Genomic DNA, 16,736 nt, shown 5'->3' with positions numbered 1-16,736 from the left:
GGATCAGGGCGCGGGCACCTCCAGTACCAGGGCGGAGCCCATGCCGCCGCCCGCGCACATCGCGGCCACGCCGACTCCCCCGCCCCGGCGGCGCAGTTCGTGGACCAGGGTGACGACCATGCGCGCACCGGTCGCGGCCACGGGGTGGCCCAGGGAACAGCCGCTGCCGCTGACGTTCACCGTGTCCGGGTCGAGGCCGAGGCGACGGATCACGGCGACCGGTACGACGGCGAACGCCTCGTTGATCTCGAAGAGGTCGACGTCCCGAAGCGACATCCCGGCCCGCTGAAGCGCCTTGGGGATGGCGTGCACGGGGGTCAGCCCGGTCTCGGCCGGGTCCAGGGCCACGGAGGCCCAGGAGCGCACCCGGGCCAGTGCGGGAAGCCCGAGCCCCGCGTCGGCGACCGCCAGGGCGGCGGCCGCGTCGTTGGCTCCGCAGGCGTTCCCGGCTGTGATCGAGAATCCCTCGATCTCCGGGTGCAGCGGCTTGAGTGCGGCCAGGCGCTCCGCGCTGGTGTTCCGGCGCGGGTGCTCGTCGGCCTCGAAGGGGCCGTACGGCGTCTCGACGGGCACAAGCTCGTCCTTGAAGCGGCCCTCGTCCTGGGCGCGTACGGCGTTGCGGTGCGAGCGCAGCGCCCACGCGTCCATCTCCTCGCGCCCGATGCCCTCCTGTACGGCCGTGTTCCAGCCCACCGTGATCGACATGTCGAGGTTGGGCGCGTCGGGGCGGTCCGGGTGGGTGGGCGGCACCCAGCGTTCGGTGTCCTGGAAGGACAACCTGGGCGCGGTGGACGTGGAGTTGACTCCGCCGGCGAGGACCAGGCGGTCCATGCCGGCCCTGATCGAGGCCGCGGCGGTCTGTACGGCGGCGAGTCCGGCGGCGCAGTGCCGGTTCAGGGCGAGGCCGGGGACGCGGGGCAGCCCGGCGGTGAGGGCCGCGTGCCGGGCGACGACCCCGCCGCCGTAGTGGGACTCGGCGAGCACCACGTCGTCGACGAGGTCGGGGTCGAGCCCCTCCGCGACCGCCGTGACGATACGGTCGGCCAGTTCGTAGGCGGTGGTGCTGCGCAGGGTGCCCTTGAACGCGGTGCCGATCGGCGTGCGCAGGGCGGTGACGAGAACGGCCTCAGGCATCGGCGGTCTCCTCCAGTTCGGCTACGAGGGTGCGGCGCAGGAGCTTCCCGGTGGGGGTGCGGGGCAGTTCGGGGCGGAAGACGACGAGGTCGGGCGTCTTCGAGGAGCGCAGGTGCCGGCGGGCGAAGGCCCGGATGTCCGCGGGGTCTCCGGAGCCGACGAGGACGGCCACCAGCCGCTGCCCCCACTCCGGGTCGGCGACACCGAGCACGGCGGCCTCCCGCACCCCCGGGTACTGCAGGAGTACGTCCTCGATCTCGGCGGGAGCGATGTTCTCGCCGCCGCGGATGATCGTGTCGTCGGCGCGCCCCTCGACGAACAGGTATCCCGCGTCGTCGAGCCGGCCCCGGTCGCGGGTGGCGAACCAGCCCCGGTCGTCCAGTGCCCGGGTCCCGGTGTACTCCCCCGAGATCTGCTCGCCGCGCACGAAGACGAGCCCTGTCGCTCCTCGTTCGAGCACCTTGCCGTCCTCGTCCCGGATCTCGACCTCGATCCCGGGCAGCGGACGGCCGACCGAGCCGAGCCTGGCCCGTACGGACGGATCCTCGGAGACCAGCGCCTGCCAGTGGTCGTCGGGACCGAGGACGCAGACGGAGGACGCGGTCTCCGTGAGACCGTACGCGTTGACGAAGCCGGTCTCCGGGAACTGCCGCAACGCCCGCTCCACCACCGGGCGCGGGGTGCGTGCCCCGCCGTAGGCGAGGCTGCGCAGGGTGGGCGTCTCGGCCCGGTTCTCGCCGAGTTCGGCGGTGATGCGGGAGAGCATGGTCGGCACCAGCATGGCGTGGGTGACGCGCTCGCCGCGCACCGTGGCCAGCCAGTCCGCCGCCTCGAAGGAGGTCTGGTAGACGATCCGGCGGCCCGCGTAGAGGTTCGTCAGCAGGTTCATCAACCCGGCCACGTGGTAGGGCGGGAGGGCCACCAGGGTCGCGTCGTCCGCGCCCGCCGAGCCGAAGTCCTGCGTGTTGAAGACGTAGGCGAGCAGGTGGCGGTGGCGCAGCAGTGCCGCCTTGGGCGCGGAGGTGGTGCCGCTGGTGTAGAGGACGACGGCGGTGGCATCCCGGTCGTCGGGCGTCGGCTGCCACCCGGCTTCGCCGGACGCGGCGAGGAGGGCGTCGAGGTCCTCCGGGCGCAGTACCGCGGCGCCCGGGTGCCGCTCCAGCAGGGCCGCCAACTGCTCGTGTCCCAGACGGTAGTTGAGGGGAACGAAGGGGATTCCGGCCAGGGCCGCACCGAACAGGGCGACGGGGTAGGCGAGGTGGTTCGCACCGAGGTAGAGGACTGCGGGGCGGTCGCGGAAGCGGGCGGCCGCATGTCGCGCGAGGCGCTGGAGTTCGGCGGCGGAGAGCGAACGGCCGCCCTCGGTGACGGCCGGCCGGTCCCCCGCGGAGGCGGCCATTTCCAGGATCACGGCTATGTTCATGAGAATGCCATTCTCATACACTCAGAGGCTCACTAGCAAGAGAGGGGAATGACGATGCTCATCGAGGGTTCCTCGGCCCTGGTGGTCGGCGGCGCGGGCGGGCTCGGCGAGGCGACGGTACGGCGACTGCACGCCGCAGGGGTGCGGGTCGTGGTCGCCGACCTGGCCGACGACAAGGGCAAGGCCCTTCAGGAGGAGCTGGGGGTGCGGTACGTCCGCACGGACGCCACCGACGAGGACTCGGTGGCGTCGGCGGTCGAAGCGGCCGCGGAGGAGGGCGAGTTCCGTACGGCGGTGGACTGCCACGGCGGTCCGGCGGCCGGCGGCCGGCTGGTCGGCAGGGACGGGGCGCCGCTGGGCCTCGCCGCCTTCCGGACCACGGTCGACGTCTATCTGACGGGCGTGTTCAACGTGCTGCGCCTGGCCGCCGCGGCCATCGCCCGCACCGCGCCCGCCGGGGAGGACGGCGAACGCGGTGTGATCGTGACAACGTCGTCGATCGCGGCGTACGAGGGACAGATCGGCCAGCTCCCGTACGCCGCCGCGAAGGGCGGGGTGAGCGCGATGACCCTGGTGGCCGCCCGCGATCTGTCGCCGCTCGGCATCCGGGTGGTGTCGATCGCGCCCGGCACCGTCCTCACGCCCGCCTACGGCAAGGCCGCCGACCAACTGGAGGCGTACTGGGGACCGCAGGTGCCCCACCCGCGCCGGATGGGGCGCCCGGAGGAGTTCGCCGCCCTCGTCCAGCACCTGTGCGAGAACGGCTACCTCAACGGCGAAGTGGTCCGCTTGGACGGGGCGTTGCGGTTCCCTCCTAAGTAACGTGCCGAACAGCGCGCCCCAAAGGGGCGCGGGGAACTGCGAGACCAGCCACGACGCCGCCGCGGACGAACGACATCAGTCGCCCGCCATCTCCTGACGCGCCTTCTCCCACAGCCAGCCGGCGTAGGCGTGGAACGCCTCGCCCAGCTTGCGGTTCATCTTCCCGGCGAGTGCGCGGGAGTGGCTGCCTTCGAGGAGGGCAGCGAGGCGGAAACAGGCCAGCACCTGGTACCAGCGGAACGCGGACACGTCCCGGCCGGTCTGCTCGGCGTAGTACGCGACGAGCTCGGCGCGGGAGGGTATGCCCTCCCAGGGCTGGAGTTGGGGGTCGCTGCCGGGCGGGTCGCCGGGCTCGCGCCAGGCGGTCAGGATCCAGGCCAGGTCGAGGAGCGGGTCGCCGAGGGAGGCCATCTCCCAGTCGACGATGGCGGCGAGGCGTGGCGCGTCGTGGGCGAACATGGCGTTGGCGAACTGCAGGTCCCCGTGGACGATGCCGGTCGCGCCCTGTTTCGGGGCGTGCCCGACCAGCCAGTCGGCGACGGTGTCGACGTGCGGGTTCTCGCTCTCCAGGTAGGCGGGGTCGGTCCGGTAACCGTGGAGCATCTTCAGGTACTTGGGGGTCTGCCGCTCCAGCCAGCCCTCCGGACGCCCGAGGTCGGCCAGGTCGTGCGCGCCGGGGTCCACGGCTGCCAGCCGTGCGGCGCCGTCGACGAACGCGAAGGCGACCGTGCGCCGCCACTCCGGGTCCTCGGCGTACCGGCCGGGTAGCTGCCCCCGGGGCATGAAGCCGTCGATCTTCTCCAGCACGGAGAAGGGCGCGCCGAGCACCGACTCGTCCTGGACGCTGGCGTGCAGGTGCGGATGCGGTACGTCGGTGGCGGCGAGGGCGCCCAGGACGCGGCCCTCGCGGCGGAAGGCGTCGGAGGCGCCGGCCCGCAGGTGCCGGCCGGGGCGGCGCAGCACGAGTTCGGTCCCGTCGGACCTGCGGAGGGTGAACAGGAGGTTCTGTGCCCCGCCGGTGAGGGGGTCGAGGGCGATGACGGGACCGTCGCCGGGGAGGCCGGGGAGGCCGGGCCAGGCGTTGAGGCGGTCGAGGTCGGAGATGGTGCTTTCGGCGCCGTGCGTCTCCTGGGAGCTCACCAGGTCACCGCCGTCTCCTTCAGGCGGTCCGCGTATTTCTCGCGCGCCGCGGCCAGTCGGGTGGGCAGGTGCGAGGAGCCGAAGAGCGGGTCCTCAGCCGGGATGGCGTCCTTCAGCAACAGCCGGGCTATGACGTCCTGGTGGGCCTCGGTGGGGCCGTCGGCGACTCCGAGGGTGGGACCGGAGTGCCACATCTTGGCCAGGGGCAGTTCGTTGGAGACGCCGAGCGCACCGTGCAGGTGCAGGGCCCGGTAGGCAACGTCGACGAGGACCTTGGGGGTGGCGACCTTGACGCCGGAGACGTGCAGCCGGGCCCGGCGCGCGTCGGCCGGGTCGCCGGTGTCGGCCGCCCGGTCCGTCTGCCAGGCGGCGTGCAGGACCTGGAGGCGGAACTGCTCGATCTGCACCCAGGTGTCGGCCAGCTGGTGGCGCACGGCCTGCTGGCCGGAGAGCGGGCCGCCACGGGTGTGCCGGGAGGCGATCCGCTCGGTCATCATCTCCAGGGCACGCCGGCACTGGCCGACCGACCGCATCGCGTGGTGCAGACGGCCACCGCCGAGGCGGGTCTGCGCGATCAGGAAACCGGAGCCCGGCTCGCCCAGCAGGTTCGCGGCGGGGACGCGGCAGTCGGTGAACCGCAGATAGGCGTGGACGCCCTCACCGAGCGGCTCGCCGGCCATGCCCGTGCCGCGCACCATCTCCATGCCGGGCGTCCCGGCCGGGACCAGGATCATGGAGGCGCCCTTGTGCACGGGCACGTCGGGGTCGGTGACCACCATGGCGATGACGAACGCGGCGTGGGGGTAATTGGAGGCGAACCACTTCTCGCCGTTGATCACCCATTCCCCGCCGTCGCGCACGGCACGGCAGGTGAAGCCGCCCGGGTCCGCGCCGCCGGTCGGCTCGGTCATCGCGAAGGTGGAGACGATCCGTCCGTCGAGCAGCGGCTCCAGGTACTCCCTGCGCTGCTCCTCGGTCGCGTAGTGGGCGAGGATCTCCGCGTTGCCGGAGTCAGGAGCCTGGGTGCCGAACACCATCGGCGCCCAACTGGAGCGTCCGAGAATCTCGTTGAGCAGGCCGAGGTTCACCTGACCCATGCCCATGCCGCCGAGCGAGGGCGGCAGATGGGCGGCCCACAGCCCCTGCTCACGCACCTGCCGCTGCAACGGGCGGACCACTTCCCGGAAGACCTCGCTCTCCCGGTCGTAGGGCTCGGCGTTGCCCGGGAACAGCACGTCGAGCGGCTCGATCTCCTCACGTACGAAGCGCGCGGCCCAGTCAAGCCTCTCCTGGAACGCGGCGTCGGTACTGAAGTCCCACATGACGCATCCACCTTCCGTCAGAATGCCGTTCTGAAATTAACAGAACGGCATTCTCGTCGTCCAGCAACAGGACTCACCCTCTGCGCGGATCCGGGGCGCACACTCCCGCGAGCAGGAAGCCGACCAGATGCTCGGTCTCGGCACGCCCTGGCACCTCCTCGGTGAACAGCCAGTACTGCAGGGCCGCGACGACCGCGCCCGCCGCGGTCCGGGCGGAGCGCATCGGGTCGCCCGCCCCCAACTCGGCGGCGGACTGGGCGAACAGTGCGGCCAGGGCGTCCACCAGCGCGACGGTGACGTGCGAGGCCCGGGGTGCGTGTCCGGTCGCGTTGGCCAGCACCGCCCGGGTCTGCCGGGCCAGGGTCGCGTCGGAAGCCTGCCGCACGACCGCTTCCAGCCCGGCCCGCAGCCGGGCCTCCGGACCGCGCCCGGCCGCCCGCGCGATCCGGTGCCGGACATACCCGACGAGGGTGCGCGCGCCGCGCTCGACGATGGCCTCCACCAGGGCGTCCTTGCTCGCGAAGGAGCGGTAGAAGGCGTCGTTCGACAGACCCGCGGCGGCCACGATGTCGGCCACCCGGGGCCGGCGCCCACCGCCCGTCACCATCAGGGCCAGTCCGGCGTCCAGCAACGCCTCGGCATCACGATCCCGAATGCTATTCTGCACACCGGAGAACGCTACTCTCATAATCGAGAACACTCCAGGAGGCGGGCATGGGCTACGCGGACGAGCTGTTCGACCTCTCCGGCCGGGTGGTCCTCGTCACCGGCGGCAGCCGGGGCCTGGGGCGGGCGATGGCGTTCGGGGCGGCCCGCTGCGGCGCGGACGTCGTCGTCGCCAGCCGGAAGTACGACGCCTGCGCCGCCGTGAGCACCGAGATCGAGAAGGAGACGGGGCGCGCGGCGCTCCCGTACGCCGTTCACGTGGGCCGCTGGGACGAGCTGCCCGGCCTGGTCGACGCCGTCCACGCGCGCTTCGGCAGGCTCGACGTGCTGGTCAACAACGCCGGGATGTCTCCCGTCTACGACGACCTGACCGAGGTCACGGAGAAGATGTTCGACGCGGTGGTGGGCCTCAACCTCAAGGGCCCGTTCCGGCTGTCCGTACTGGCCGGGGCCCGGATGGCCGAGGCCGGGGGCGGCACGATCGTCAACGTCAGCTCCACCGGCTCGGTCCGGCCGCGTCCCGCGATCGTGCCGTACGCGGCCGCCAAGGCGGGGCTGAACGCGGTGACCGTGGGTCTGGCACAGGCGCTCGGCCCGGCGGTACGGGTCAACACGCTGATGTGCGGCCCGTTCGACACGTGGGCCACCCGCGGCTGGCAGCAGGACCCGGAGCAGCTCACCGAGGGAGTCCGCGCGCACGCCCTGCAACGCATCGGGGACCCGCGCGAGGTCGTGGGCGCCGCGCTCTACCTGATGTCGGAAGCGTCCTCGTACACCAGCGGGGCGACGCTACGGGTGGACGGCGGGATGCCGTGACGCCTAAGCAGGTCCGGCAAAGTCCGCTGCGGTTCGGGAGCGCCCCCGAAGGGGCGCGGGGCGGTATTGGATATGCGGCTACCGCCGCGTGGGCGCGACCAGCCACGACGGTGCCGCGGTCGGCTGACGGCGCCTAGAGGGTGTCGGCATCGCCGTGTTCGCCCAGGGCCGGCGGTGACCCGTACGACGGCTCGTAGCCGGTGACGCGGAACGGGCTGCCGACCAGCCGGTGGCCGCCTGCGTCCACCACCGCGTCCGGAGCCTCGGCGAGCGCCTCGGGAAGGGTGCGGACGGCCGCGGCGGGGACCCGGAGCGGGCGCAGGCGGGCCTCCCAGCCCACGGCCGTGTCGGCGGCCAGGGCCTTGGTCACCGCGGCGATCACCTCGTCGCGGCGTGCCGCACGCTCGGTCATCGTCGGGAAGCCCTCGATGCCGGCCTCGGCCGCGAAGGCACGCCAGAAGCCGTCGTGGGTGATGAACAGGGCCAGGTGTCCGTCGGCGGTCGGGAAGAGCTGGGCGGGGACGTAGTAGGAGTGCGCTCCGCCGAGGCGGCGAGGGGCGACTCCGTCGTTGAGCCAGCCCGAGGCGTGGTAGTTGAGCTGGGAGAGCATCACGTCCCGCAGGGAGACCTCGATCTGTCCGCCCCGCCCCGAGACCACCTGGGCCAGCAGGCCGAGCGCGGCGGCGAGTCCGGCCGAGTTGTCGGCGGAGGAGTAGCCGGGCAGCAGCGGCGGGCCGTCCGGGTCGCCGGTCAGGGCGGCGATGCCGGTGGCGGCCTGGACGACGTAGTCGAAGGCGGGTTCGTCGCCGGCGGCCATGCCCCAGCCGGTGAGGGCGACGCACACCAGGCGTTCGTTGTAGGGCTTCAGGGCTTCATAGGTGAGACCGAAGCGGTGGATGGCGGACGGTTTGAGGTTGACGAGCAGTGCGTCCGCCTCGCGTACCAGGTCGTGCAGCCGGTCCTGGCCGCCCGGCGTGGTCAGGTCCAGGCGGACCGAGCGCTTGCCCCGGTTGAGGCTGGCGAAGTAGGCGTCGGACACCTGCCGGGACAGGTCGCCGCCGGGGGGTTCCACTTTGGTGACCTGTGCCCCGAGGTCGGCGAGCAGCATGGTGGCGTAGGGGCCGGCGAGGATGTGGCCGACCTCCAGGACGCGCAGCGCCGCCAGCGGGCCCGGCCCGCCGGTCACCGGACGTCCGCGGCGAGGGCCGCGACCGCGTCCCGGGTGCGGAGCTTGGAGGCGACCAGTTCGTCCCGCCCGGTACCGATGGGCAGCAGGCGGACAGACAGGTCGGTCACGCCCGCGTCGGCGAAGCGCCGGAAGCGGGCCGCGATGGCCGCCTCGTCGCCGGCCGCGCACAGGTCGCCGACGTCGCGCGCGTCACCGTACTCAAGGAGCCGTCGGTAGTTGGGCGATACCTCCGCCTCGCCGAGGATCCGGTTGGCGCGCTCCCGGGCCGCGTCCACCTCGTGCGGAGCGCAGAGGCAGACCGGGATGCCCGCCACGATGCGCGGGGCCGGACGACCCGCCGCCTCCGCCGCCTTGGTGAGCGTCGGCACGACGTGCTCGGCCACGGCCCGTTCGTCCGCCATCCAGAGGACGGTGCCGTCGGTGTACTCGCCCGCGATGCGCAGCATCACCGGGCCGAGGGCGGCGACCAGGACCGGCAGGGGGGCGACCGGGGCGAGGGTGAGCGGATTGTGCACCTGGAAGACGTCGTTCTCGACGTCCACCGAACTCGCGCCGCTGAAAGCCGTGTTGAGGACTTCGAGGTAGGCGCGGGTGTAGGCGGCCGGCTTCTCGTACGGGACGCCGAGCATGTCGCGGACGATCCAGTGGTGGGAGGCGCCCACGCCGAGGGCGAGTCGTCCGCCGGCGGCGGCCTGGGCCGAGATCGCCTGCCGGGCCAGGGCCACCGGGTGCTGGGCGTGCACCGGGACCACCGCCGTGCCCAGTTCGATGCGCGAAGTGGCCTGTCCCATCAGGGAGACGGCGGTGAGGGCGTCGAAGTCGGTGGGCACCTGGGGCACCCACACGGTGTCGAAGCCGGCGTCCTCGGCCCAGCGGGCGTCGTCGACCATGCGCGCCGCCTTGTGCGCCGCGTCGCCCCGCTCGGGACCGCTCATCACTCCGACTCGCATGTCAGCCCTCCTGGGCGGTCAGTGCGCGGATGTCCGCGACGATGGCGTGCAGCGGGGTGCCGGTGGGAAACACGGCCGCCGCACCGGCCTCCCGCAGCAGCGCCACGTCGGCGGCCGGGATCGTGCCGCCGACGACGACGGGGATGTCATGCGCTCCCGCCGCGCGCAGCCCGCTGACCGTGCGGCGGGTCAGCGTGACATGGGCGCCGGAGAGGATCGACAGGCCGACCACGGCCACGTCCTCCTGGACGGCGGTGGCGACGATGTCCGCCACCCGCCACCGGATGCCCGTGAACACCACCTCGAACCCGGCGTCACGCAGTCCGCGCGCCACCAGCTTGGCCCCGCGGTCGTGCCCGTCGAGCCCGGGTTTTGCGACGAGCACCCGCACCGGCGCGGTCATCAGAACACCACCGGCTGCCGGAACTCGCCCCACACCTGGCGCAGGGCTCCGGCGATCTCGCCGACCGTGCAGTAGGCGTTGGCGCAGGCGATCAGGGGATCCATGAGGTTGGTGTCTCCTTCGGCGGCGCGTTTCAGCCCGGTGAGGCGGGCCCGTACCTCTGCGCCGCTGCGCTCGCCCCTGACCTGGGCGAGCCGCTTGAGCTGCCGTTCCCGTCCCTCGGGGTCGAGTTCGTAGGTGGCCAGGTCGGGCGGGGGCTCCTCGGCGGTGAAGCGGTTGACGCCGACGACGGGCCGCAGCCCGGAGTCGACCTCCTGGTGCAGCCGCCAGGCCTCGTCGGCGATGAGCCCCTGGAGGTAGCCGTCCTCGATGCAGCGGACCATTCCGCCGTGCGCCTCCAGGTCGGCCATGATCGCGGTGATCCGCTCCTCCGTGGCGTCGGTGAGCGCCTCCACGAAGTACGAGCCGCCCAGCGGGTCGGCCACCCGTGCCACCCCCGTCTCGTGGGCGAGGATCTGCTGGGTGCGCAGGGCGAGCGTGGCCGACTCCTCGCTGGGCAGCGCGAACGGCTCGTCCCAGGCGGCGGTGAACATCGACTGCACGCCGCCGAGCACGGAAGCGAGGGCCTCGTAGGCGACGCGCACGGTGTTGTTGCGGGCCTGCGGCGCGTACAACGAGGCCCCGCCAGCCACGCAGCCGAAGCGGAACATGCACGCCTTGTCGGTCCGTGCGCCGAACCGCTCGCGCACGATGGTCGCCCATCTCCGGCGTCCCGCACGGTACTTGGCGATCTCCTCGAAGAAATCGCCGTGCGTGTAGAAGAAGAAGGAGATCTGCGGGGCGAACTCGTCGATGGTCATACGCCCGCGTTCCAGCACGGTTTCGCAGTACGTCACCCCGTCGGCGAGGGTGAACGCCATCTCCTGCACGGCGTTGGCGCCCGCGTCCCGGAAGTGCGCTCCGGCGACCGAGATCGCGTTGAAGCGGGGTACCTCGGCGGCGCAGAACTCGATGGTGTCGGCGATGAGTCTGAGCGAGGGTGTGGGCGGCCAGATCCAGGTGCCGCGCGAGGCGTACTCCTTGAGGATGTCGTTCTGGATGGTGCCGGTCAGCTTCGCGCGCGGGATGCCGCGCTTCTCGGCGGCGGCGACGTAGAAGGCGAGCAGGATGGCCGCCGTGCCGTTGATGGTGAAGCTGGTGCTGATCCGGTCCAGCGGGATCGTGCCGAAGAGGATCTCGGCGTCGGCGAGGGTGTCGAGGGCGACTCCGACGCGGCCGACCTCGTCCGTGTACTCCGGGTCGTCGGAGTCGTAGCCGCACTGGGTGGGCAGGTCGAGCGCCACCGACAGGCCGGTGCCGCCCTGGTCGAGGAGGTAGCGGTAACGGCGGTTGGACTCCTCGGGGGTGCCGAAGCCGGAGTACTGGCGCAGGGTCCAGGTACGGCCCCGGTAGCCGGTGGGGTAGTTGCCGCGGGTGAAGGGGAAGGCGCCGGGGGCCGGGGGTTCGGCGTGCAGGTCCGCGGGGCCGTAGACCGGCTTGAGGGGGATGCCGGACGCGGTGCGGGGTTCGTCGGTCATGACAGCTGGTCCTTCATCACCTTGCCGGTGGCGTTCAGCGGCAGCTGCGAGCGGAACTCGACCTGCCGGGGCACCTTGAAGCCGGCCATCCGCTCCCTGGCCCAGGCGATCAGCTCGGCCTCCGTCACCGTGCCGCGGGGCACCACGAACGCCTTGCCGACCTGGCCCATCCGCGCGTCGGGCACGCCGATCACGGCGGCCTGGGCGACGGCCGGGTGCCGGAGCAGGAAGCCCTCGATCTCGGCCGGGTAGGCGTTGAAGCCGCCGACGATGAACATGTCCTTCTTGCGGCCGACGATCCTCAGCCGCCCGTCGCCGTCGAGTTCGCCCAGGTCCCCGGTGTGCAGCCAGCCGTCGGCGTCCACGGCCTCGGCGGTCGCCTCGGGGTCGTCGAGGTAGCCGAGCATGACGGAGTAGCCGCGCACTAGGACCTCCTGGTCCGCCGCGAGGCGCACCTCGAAGCCCTCGCAGGGCCTGCCCACGGTCGTGGCGACGGCCTCGTAGGGGTCGCCGGGCCGGGACGCGGTGACGGTGCCGGCCTCGGTGAGCCCGTAGCCGGTCATGAGGTGGGTGAAGGGCAGCTCGGTGGTGATACGGCGGACCAGCTCGACCGGGATGTCGGCGGAGCCGGTCACCGCGACCCGGAGCGAGGACAGGTCGTGCCCGGCACCCGTCTGGAGCAGGGAGTGGTACAGCGTCGGCGGGCCCGGCAGGACCGTCACCCGCTCCCGCTCCACCAGGTCCAGGACGCGGTCCACGTCGAAGACGGCCACCGGGAGGACGGTCGCGCCCCGGATCATGGAGGCGACCAGGCCCGCCTTGTAGCCGAAGATGTGGAAGAACGGGTTGACGATCAAGTAGCGGTCGCCCTGGCGGAGTTGGGCCAGGTCGCACCACTCGGCGTACAGGCGGAGGGTCTGGCCGTGGGTGGTCATCACGCCCTTGGGGCGGCCGGTCGTGCCGGAGGTGAAGATGATGTCGGCGAGGTCGTCCTCGCCGACCTCGCGCTCCAGCGGCTCCCCGGAGCCCAGGAACCCGTCCGTGCGCACGTCGATGACGGGAACGCCGGGCGGGCCGGTGAACTCCCGGTCCAGGAAGCCGTTCTGGACGCACAGCACCTTGGCGCCGCTGCGGACGACGATGTCGTGGGCCTCCTCGTCCCGGAACCTGGTGTTCACCGGTACGAGCACGCCTCCCGCGGTGAGCGCGCCGAACGCGGCGACCGCCCACTCGGCCGAGTTCGGGGCCCACACCGCGACCCGGTCGCCGGGCCCGACGCCCACCGAGGCGAACGCCCCGGCGGTGCGCCGTACCCGGTCGGCCAGATCGGTGAAGGTGAGACGCAGTTCGCCGTCGACCACGGCCTCCGCGTCCCCGAACCGGTCGGCGGCGCTGCGCACCAGTTCGGGGATGCTGCGCCACGGCATCGTCGCGGTCATGCGTCGATCAGCCGGGCGAGGTTGCCGCCCATGACCCTGGCCTTGTCGGCCTCGGTCAGCTTGGCCAGGTGGTCGACGTAGGTGACCGGGTCGGCCAGGCCCTCCGGGTGGGGGTAGTCGGAGCCGAACAGGACCCGTTCGATGCCGATGAGGTCGCCGAGCCGGGCCATGTCCTCCTCCCAGAACGGGCTGATGTGGATGTTCCGCCGGAAGACCTCGACCGGGTCCTCCTGGAACTCGTGGGGCATCTTCTTGTGCACGTCCGCGAGCCGGCCGAGCAGCGGCTCCACCCAGGAGGCGCCGTTCTCGATCACCGCGACCTTCAGCTCCGGGAAGCGGGAGAGCGTGCCGTGGCAGATGAGGGACGAGACGGCGTCCTCGATCGGCCGCCACTCGTTGACCTGGCGGAACGCGTTCGGCTTGAAGGGCAGAAACTCGCGTGTGTTGCCCTCCCAGTCGTTGGCGTAGCGGGCGTAGCCGCTGTCGGAGGAGTGGAAGGCGACCAGCACGCCGGTCTCGACGACCCGCTTCCAGAACGGGTCGAACTCCGGCAGCGCGAAGGAGCGGGTGGCACCGAATCCGGGCACGGGCGCGGGGCGGACCAGGATGGCGCGGGCGCCCCGCTCCACGACCCAGTTCAGCTCGTCGATCGCCCTCTCCACGATGGGGAGGGTGATGACCGGCACGGTGAAGATGCGGTCCTTGTAGGTGAAGGACCAGGTGTCGTGCAGCCATTCGTTGAGGGCGTGGATGACCGCGTGGATCAGCTCCGGGTCGTCCTTCATGCGCTCCTCGATGAGGCTCGCGAGGGTGGGGAACATCAGGCTGCGCTGGATGCCCAGTTCGTCCATGAGCTCCAGGCGCGGGGCCGGTTCACGGAAGGCCGGAACGGAGCGCATCGGTTCGCCGAATATCTCCCGCCGGGTCTTGCCGGTCGGGTTGCCGACCTTGAAGTACTCCTCCATGGCGCCGGGGCGGGCGACCACGTCGAAGGTGGGGTTGGGGATGTACTCGCTGATCTGCCCACGGATCGCGATCTTCGTGCGGCCCCGGACGGTCACGTACTCGATGGCCCCGTCGTACTCCTTGGGCAGGTACTTCGTGAGCGCTTCCTGCGTCTCGTAGAGGTGGTTGTCCGCGTCGAACAGCGGATACGCGAGCGCGCGAGAGGGCATGAGATCCTCCTTCACCAATCTTGAGAATCGTATTCTCACTGTGCGGTAGTGGCAATGTTCCGCCGGAGCTCGAACTTCTTGACCTTGCCGCTCGGTGTCCGGGGGAAGTCGTCGACCGAGCGGATCTCCTCGGGCCACTTCTGCCGGGCCAGCCCCGAGCGTTGGAAGTGCGTGCGCACCTCGGCCAGGACCGGCGCGGACCAGCCGGGGCGCATCCGCAGTACGGCCGCGGCCCGCTCCCCCAGGCGCGGGTCGGGTACGGCGACCACGGCGACCTCGGCCACTCCGGGCAGGCCGAGCAGCACCTCCTCGACCTCCAGGGCGCTGATGTTCTCGCCGCCGCGGATGATGACGTCGGCCTTGCGGTCGGTGATGGTCAGGTATCCGTCGGCGTCGAGCACGCCGATGTCGCCGGTGCGGTACCAGCCGTCCTCGTCGAAGGCGGCGGCCGTCAGGGCGGGGTCGGTGTAGCCGAGGCAGAGGTCGGGGCCCCGGGTGAGGATCTCGCCGTCCTCGGCCAGTCTCAACTCGACACCGGGCAAGGGGAGTCCGTCGGTGTGCAGCCGCTTGGCGGCCGGGCCGTCGTAGGGGGTGCAGGTCACGGACGGGTGCTCGGTGGAGCCGTAGGCCCGGAAGACGCCGATGCCCAGGGACTCCAGCCGGGTCGTCACGGCGGAGGCGACGGAAGCGCCGCCCAGTCCTGCGTACTTGAGGTGCGCGATGTGCTCCGGCGTGCAGTCGGGGTGGTCGAGCAGGCTCGTCATGTAGTACGTCGCTCCCCCGCCGACCGTGAGCCCCTCGGCCCGCATCAGCGCGAGCGCCTGGGCGGGGTTCCAGGTGTCGCCGAGGTTGACCGGGGTGCCGTCGAGGACGGGGATGAGAAAGGCGTTGATCATGCCGATGAAGTGGCCTACCGGCGCCACGGTGAACTGCCGTCCCCGGTCGGGCGGGTAGCTCGCGGCCAGTTGACGGGTCTCGTAGCCCAGGGTCCGGTGACTGTGGATCACACCCTTCGGGTCCCGGGTGGTGCCCGAGGTGAAGGCGATGAGCGCGGGGGCGTCCGGGTCGACGGGCAGGACGCCGGCCAGGGGTTCGTCGGCGAGCAGCACCTCGAAGTCGCGGCCCACGACGCCGACGACCGGGACGTCCGCGCACACCTCCGGGCGGAACTCGGACCGGCCGAAGCGCTCGGCCGCGAAGAACACCTTGGGGCGCGTCGCGCCGAGGATGTAGCCGACCTCCTTGGGCCCGTAGAAGTGGACGACCGGCACGACCACCGCGCCCAGGAAGGCGGCGGCCCAGAACACGGCCGCGGCTTCCACCCAGTTGGGCAGCTGCATGGCGACCACGTCGCCGGGGCCGACCCCGCGCGCCCGCAGCCCGGCGGCGAGCCGCCGCGCCACCCGTTCGACGTCGGCGAAGGTGCCGGCCCACGGACGCTCCTCGGAGTGCACACGGAACTCCACGTCCCCCGCCGTGGCCAGTCCGGCGGCCAGCAGCTCGCCGAGGGTCTCGCGGGTCCACCAGCCCTCGGCCTCGTAACGCGCCGGCAGTGCGGGCGGCAGCGGCCGCAGGGCACCGAGGGAAGTCGTCGACATGACAGGGGATCTCCTCGTCGCAGTCACCATTGCACCTGTAGGAGAATTGCACTCTCCCATAGCGAGAAGGTAAGTTCCATACATGGCACGGGACCACGGCTTCCATCCGGTGCGGATCACCCGGATCGTCGACGAGACGCCGGACACGCGCACCTTCGCCCTAGACGCGCCGTTCCCCTACCGGGCCGGACAGTTCCTGACCTTCAAGGTGTGCGGAACGCTGCGCAGTTACTCCATGTCGTCCTCGCCCGACACCGACGGCGAGCTGTGCGTAACGGTGAAGCGGGTGCCGGGCGGGCTGGTCTCCGGCTGGATGCACACACAGCTGCGGCCGGGCGACACCCTTGAGGCCACCAGGCCCGGCGGCTCCTTCTGCCTGCGCACGGAGGCGACGGACCGGCCGCTGGTCGGATACGCCGGCGGGAGCGGGATCACACCGGTGTTCTCCCTGGCCAAGAGCGCACTGGCGACAACTCCGCGCGAGGTCAGGCTGCTGACGGCCCACCAGAGCGCCGGCTCGGCCATCTTCCGCGAGGCACTCGGCGCCCTGGCCGCTCGCCATCCCGGCCGGCTCCGCATCCACGATCACCTCGACGACCGGGACGGACTGGTCGCCGCCGACGAGATACGGGCCCTCGCCGACAGCGACGCGGACCACTATCTCTGCGGGCCGGAGCCGTTCATGGCACTGGTCGAGAGCACGTTGCTCGCGGCCGGGACGCCCGCCGGGCGGATCTTCGTCGAGCGGTTCACGCCGGTGGCGGCCGCCGAGTCGTCGGCCGAGCCCGTCCCGGGCACCGTCACCGTCGGCCTGCGCGGACAGCGCCGTACCGTGCCGCAACGCGCGGGCGAGACGCTGCTGCAGAGCGCGCGCCGGGCCGGCTTCACCCCGCCCTTCTCCTGCGAGTCCGGGGACTGCGCCACCTGCATGGCACGGCTGACCGACGGCGAGGCCAAGATGCGCGTGAACAACGCCCTGGAACCCGACGAGATCGCCGAGGGCTATGTGCTCACCTGCCAGGCCGAACCCACGACCGCCGAGGTGACCGTCGTCTACGAGGACTGACGCCCGCCGAACCACC

At 72.0% G+C, this 16,736-nt stretch carries 15 protein-coding genes; 3 read left to right on the top strand and 12 right to left on the bottom strand.

Annotated features, from left to right (window positions below):
- Positions 1–3 precede the first annotated feature (3 nt).
- Complete coding sequence (locus SSP29_RS34745; protein WP_089104863.1) at positions 4–1,134, bottom strand: thiolase family protein; 1,131 nt, start codon at positions 1,132–1,134, stop codon at positions 4–6.
- Positions 1,127–2,557, bottom strand: coding sequence for a class I adenylate-forming enzyme family protein (locus SSP29_RS34740; RefSeq protein WP_089104862.1), 1,431 nt, complete (start codon positions 2,555–2,557; stop codon positions 1,127–1,129). The genes SSP29_RS34745 and SSP29_RS34740 overlap by 8 nt, the downstream gene beginning before the upstream one ends.
- Before the next feature lie 54 nt (positions 2,558–2,611).
- Between SSP29_RS34740 and SSP29_RS34735 the strand changes: the two genes are divergently transcribed.
- Positions 2,612–3,379 carry an SDR family oxidoreductase gene (locus SSP29_RS34735; protein WP_089105054.1) on the top strand — a complete coding sequence of 256 codons (768 nt, stop codon included), beginning with the start codon at positions 2,612–2,614 and terminating at the stop codon, positions 3,377–3,379.
- 75 nt (positions 3,380–3,454) lie between these two features.
- Here SSP29_RS34735 and SSP29_RS34730 read toward each other — a convergent pair whose 3' ends face one another.
- The 3 genes from SSP29_RS34730 to SSP29_RS34720 all read right to left on the bottom strand — a co-directional run bounded on the left by SSP29_RS34730 (position 3,455) and on the right by SSP29_RS34720 (position 6,508).
- Positions 3,455–4,519, bottom strand: a complete 1,065-nt coding sequence (locus SSP29_RS34730; protein ID WP_218036947.1) for a phosphotransferase family protein — start codon at positions 4,517–4,519, stop codon at positions 3,455–3,457.
- Positions 4,516–5,841, bottom strand: coding sequence for an acyl-CoA dehydrogenase family protein (locus SSP29_RS34725; RefSeq protein WP_089104860.1), 1,326 nt, complete (start codon positions 5,839–5,841; stop codon positions 4,516–4,518). The genes SSP29_RS34730 and SSP29_RS34725 overlap by 4 nt, the downstream gene beginning before the upstream one ends.
- Positions 5,842–5,914: 73 nt before the next feature.
- Positions 5,915–6,508: a TetR/AcrR family transcriptional regulator gene (locus tag SSP29_RS34720; RefSeq protein ID WP_167450061.1), complete on the bottom strand. Its 594-nt coding sequence runs from the start codon at positions 6,506–6,508 to the stop codon at positions 5,915–5,917.
- Between the two features lie 47 nt (positions 6,509–6,555).
- On the opposite strand from SSP29_RS34720, the gene SSP29_RS34715 reads away from it, so the two are divergent.
- Complete coding sequence (locus tag SSP29_RS34715; protein ID WP_089104858.1) at positions 6,556–7,323, top strand: SDR family NAD(P)-dependent oxidoreductase; 768 nt, start codon at positions 6,556–6,558, stop codon at positions 7,321–7,323.
- Between the two features lie 133 nt (positions 7,324–7,456).
- Here SSP29_RS34715 and SSP29_RS34710 read toward each other — a convergent pair whose 3' ends face one another.
- From SSP29_RS34710 to SSP29_RS34680, 7 genes are read right to left on the bottom strand one after another with little or no spacing between them, the layout of a single operon-like run.
- Entirely contained in the window at positions 7,457–8,509 is a 1,053-nt protein-coding gene (locus tag SSP29_RS34710; RefSeq protein WP_089104857.1) for a CaiB/BaiF CoA transferase family protein, read from the bottom strand.
- Positions 8,506–9,462, bottom strand: a complete 957-nt coding sequence (locus SSP29_RS34705) for a TIGR03564 family F420-dependent LLM class oxidoreductase (protein ID WP_089104856.1) — start codon at positions 9,460–9,462, stop codon at positions 8,506–8,508. The genes SSP29_RS34710 and SSP29_RS34705 overlap by 4 nt, the downstream gene beginning before the upstream one ends.
- Position 9,463: 1 nt before the next feature.
- Positions 9,464–9,865: a cobalamin B12-binding domain-containing protein gene (locus SSP29_RS34700; RefSeq protein ID WP_089104855.1), complete on the bottom strand. Its 402-nt coding sequence runs from the start codon at positions 9,863–9,865 to the stop codon at positions 9,464–9,466.
- On the bottom strand, positions 9,865–11,442 hold the full coding sequence (locus SSP29_RS34695; protein ID WP_089104854.1) for a methylmalonyl-CoA mutase family protein: 1,578 nt from the start codon (positions 11,440–11,442) through the stop codon (positions 9,865–9,867). Before SSP29_RS34695 ends, SSP29_RS34700 begins: the two co-directional genes overlap by 1 nt.
- Positions 11,439–12,881 carry a FadD3 family acyl-CoA ligase gene (locus SSP29_RS34690; protein WP_150135480.1) on the bottom strand — a complete coding sequence of 481 codons (1,443 nt, stop codon included), beginning with the start codon at positions 12,879–12,881 and terminating at the stop codon, positions 11,439–11,441. The genes SSP29_RS34695 and SSP29_RS34690 overlap by 4 nt, the downstream gene beginning before the upstream one ends.
- Positions 12,878–14,056, bottom strand: a complete 1,179-nt coding sequence (locus SSP29_RS34685; protein WP_089104853.1) for an amidohydrolase family protein — start codon at positions 14,054–14,056, stop codon at positions 12,878–12,880. The genes SSP29_RS34690 and SSP29_RS34685 overlap by 4 nt, the downstream gene beginning before the upstream one ends.
- Positions 14,057–14,091: 35 nt before the next feature.
- Positions 14,092–15,654, bottom strand: coding sequence for an AMP-binding protein (locus SSP29_RS34680; RefSeq protein WP_218036946.1), 1,563 nt, complete (start codon positions 15,652–15,654; stop codon positions 14,092–14,094).
- An 82-nt stretch (positions 15,655–15,736) separates the two neighbouring features.
- On the opposite strand from SSP29_RS34680, the gene SSP29_RS34675 reads away from it, so the two are divergent.
- Complete coding sequence (locus SSP29_RS34675) at positions 15,737–16,720, top strand: ferredoxin--NADP reductase (protein ID WP_089104852.1); 984 nt, start codon at positions 15,737–15,739, stop codon at positions 16,718–16,720.
- Positions 16,721–16,736: the final 16 nt, after the last annotated feature.

This window comes from Streptomyces hyaluromycini (genome assembly GCF_002217755.1).
GTDB lineage: Bacteria > Actinomycetota > Actinomycetes > Streptomycetales > Streptomycetaceae > Streptomyces > Streptomyces hyaluromycini.
The sequence above is the reverse complement of the archived record's forward strand: the minus strand, read 5'-3'. Positions and strand labels throughout refer to the sequence as shown.

Coding starts and splice junctions, on each gene's coding strand:
- SSP29_RS34745 (WP_089104863.1), bottom strand. CDS start 1,134: ATGCCTGAGGCCGTTCTCGTCACCGCCCTGCGCACGCCGATCGGCACC.
- SSP29_RS34740 (WP_089104862.1), bottom strand. CDS start 2,557: ATGAACATAGCCGTGATCCTGGAAATGGCCGCCTCCGCGGGGGACCGG.
- SSP29_RS34735 (WP_089105054.1), top strand. CDS start 2,612: ATGCTCATCGAGGGTTCCTCGGCCCTGGTGGTCGGCGGCGCGGGCGGG.
- SSP29_RS34725 (WP_089104860.1), bottom strand. CDS start 5,841: ATGTGGGACTTCAGTACCGACGCCGCGTTCCAGGAGAGGCTTGACTGG.
- SSP29_RS34715 (WP_089104858.1), top strand. CDS start 6,556: ATGGGCTACGCGGACGAGCTGTTCGACCTCTCCGGCCGGGTGGTCCTC.
- SSP29_RS34705 (WP_089104856.1), bottom strand. CDS start 9,462: ATGCGAGTCGGAGTGATGAGCGGTCCCGAGCGGGGCGACGCGGCGCAC.
- SSP29_RS34700 (WP_089104855.1), bottom strand. CDS start 9,865: ATGACCGCGCCGGTGCGGGTGCTCGTCGCAAAACCCGGGCTCGACGGG.
- SSP29_RS34695 (WP_089104854.1), bottom strand. CDS start 11,442: ATGACCGACGAACCCCGCACCGCGTCCGGCATCCCCCTCAAGCCGGTC.
- SSP29_RS34690 (WP_150135480.1), bottom strand. CDS start 12,881: ATGACCGCGACGATGCCGTGGCGCAGCATCCCCGAACTGGTGCGCAGC.
- SSP29_RS34685 (WP_089104853.1), bottom strand. CDS start 14,056: ATGCCCTCTCGCGCGCTCGCGTATCCGCTGTTCGACGCGGACAACCAC.
- SSP29_RS34680 (WP_218036946.1), bottom strand. CDS start 15,654: ATGTCGACGACTTCCCTCGGTGCCCTGCGGCCGCTGCCGCCCGCACTG.
- SSP29_RS34675 (WP_089104852.1), top strand. CDS start 15,737: ATGGCACGGGACCACGGCTTCCATCCGGTGCGGATCACCCGGATCGTC.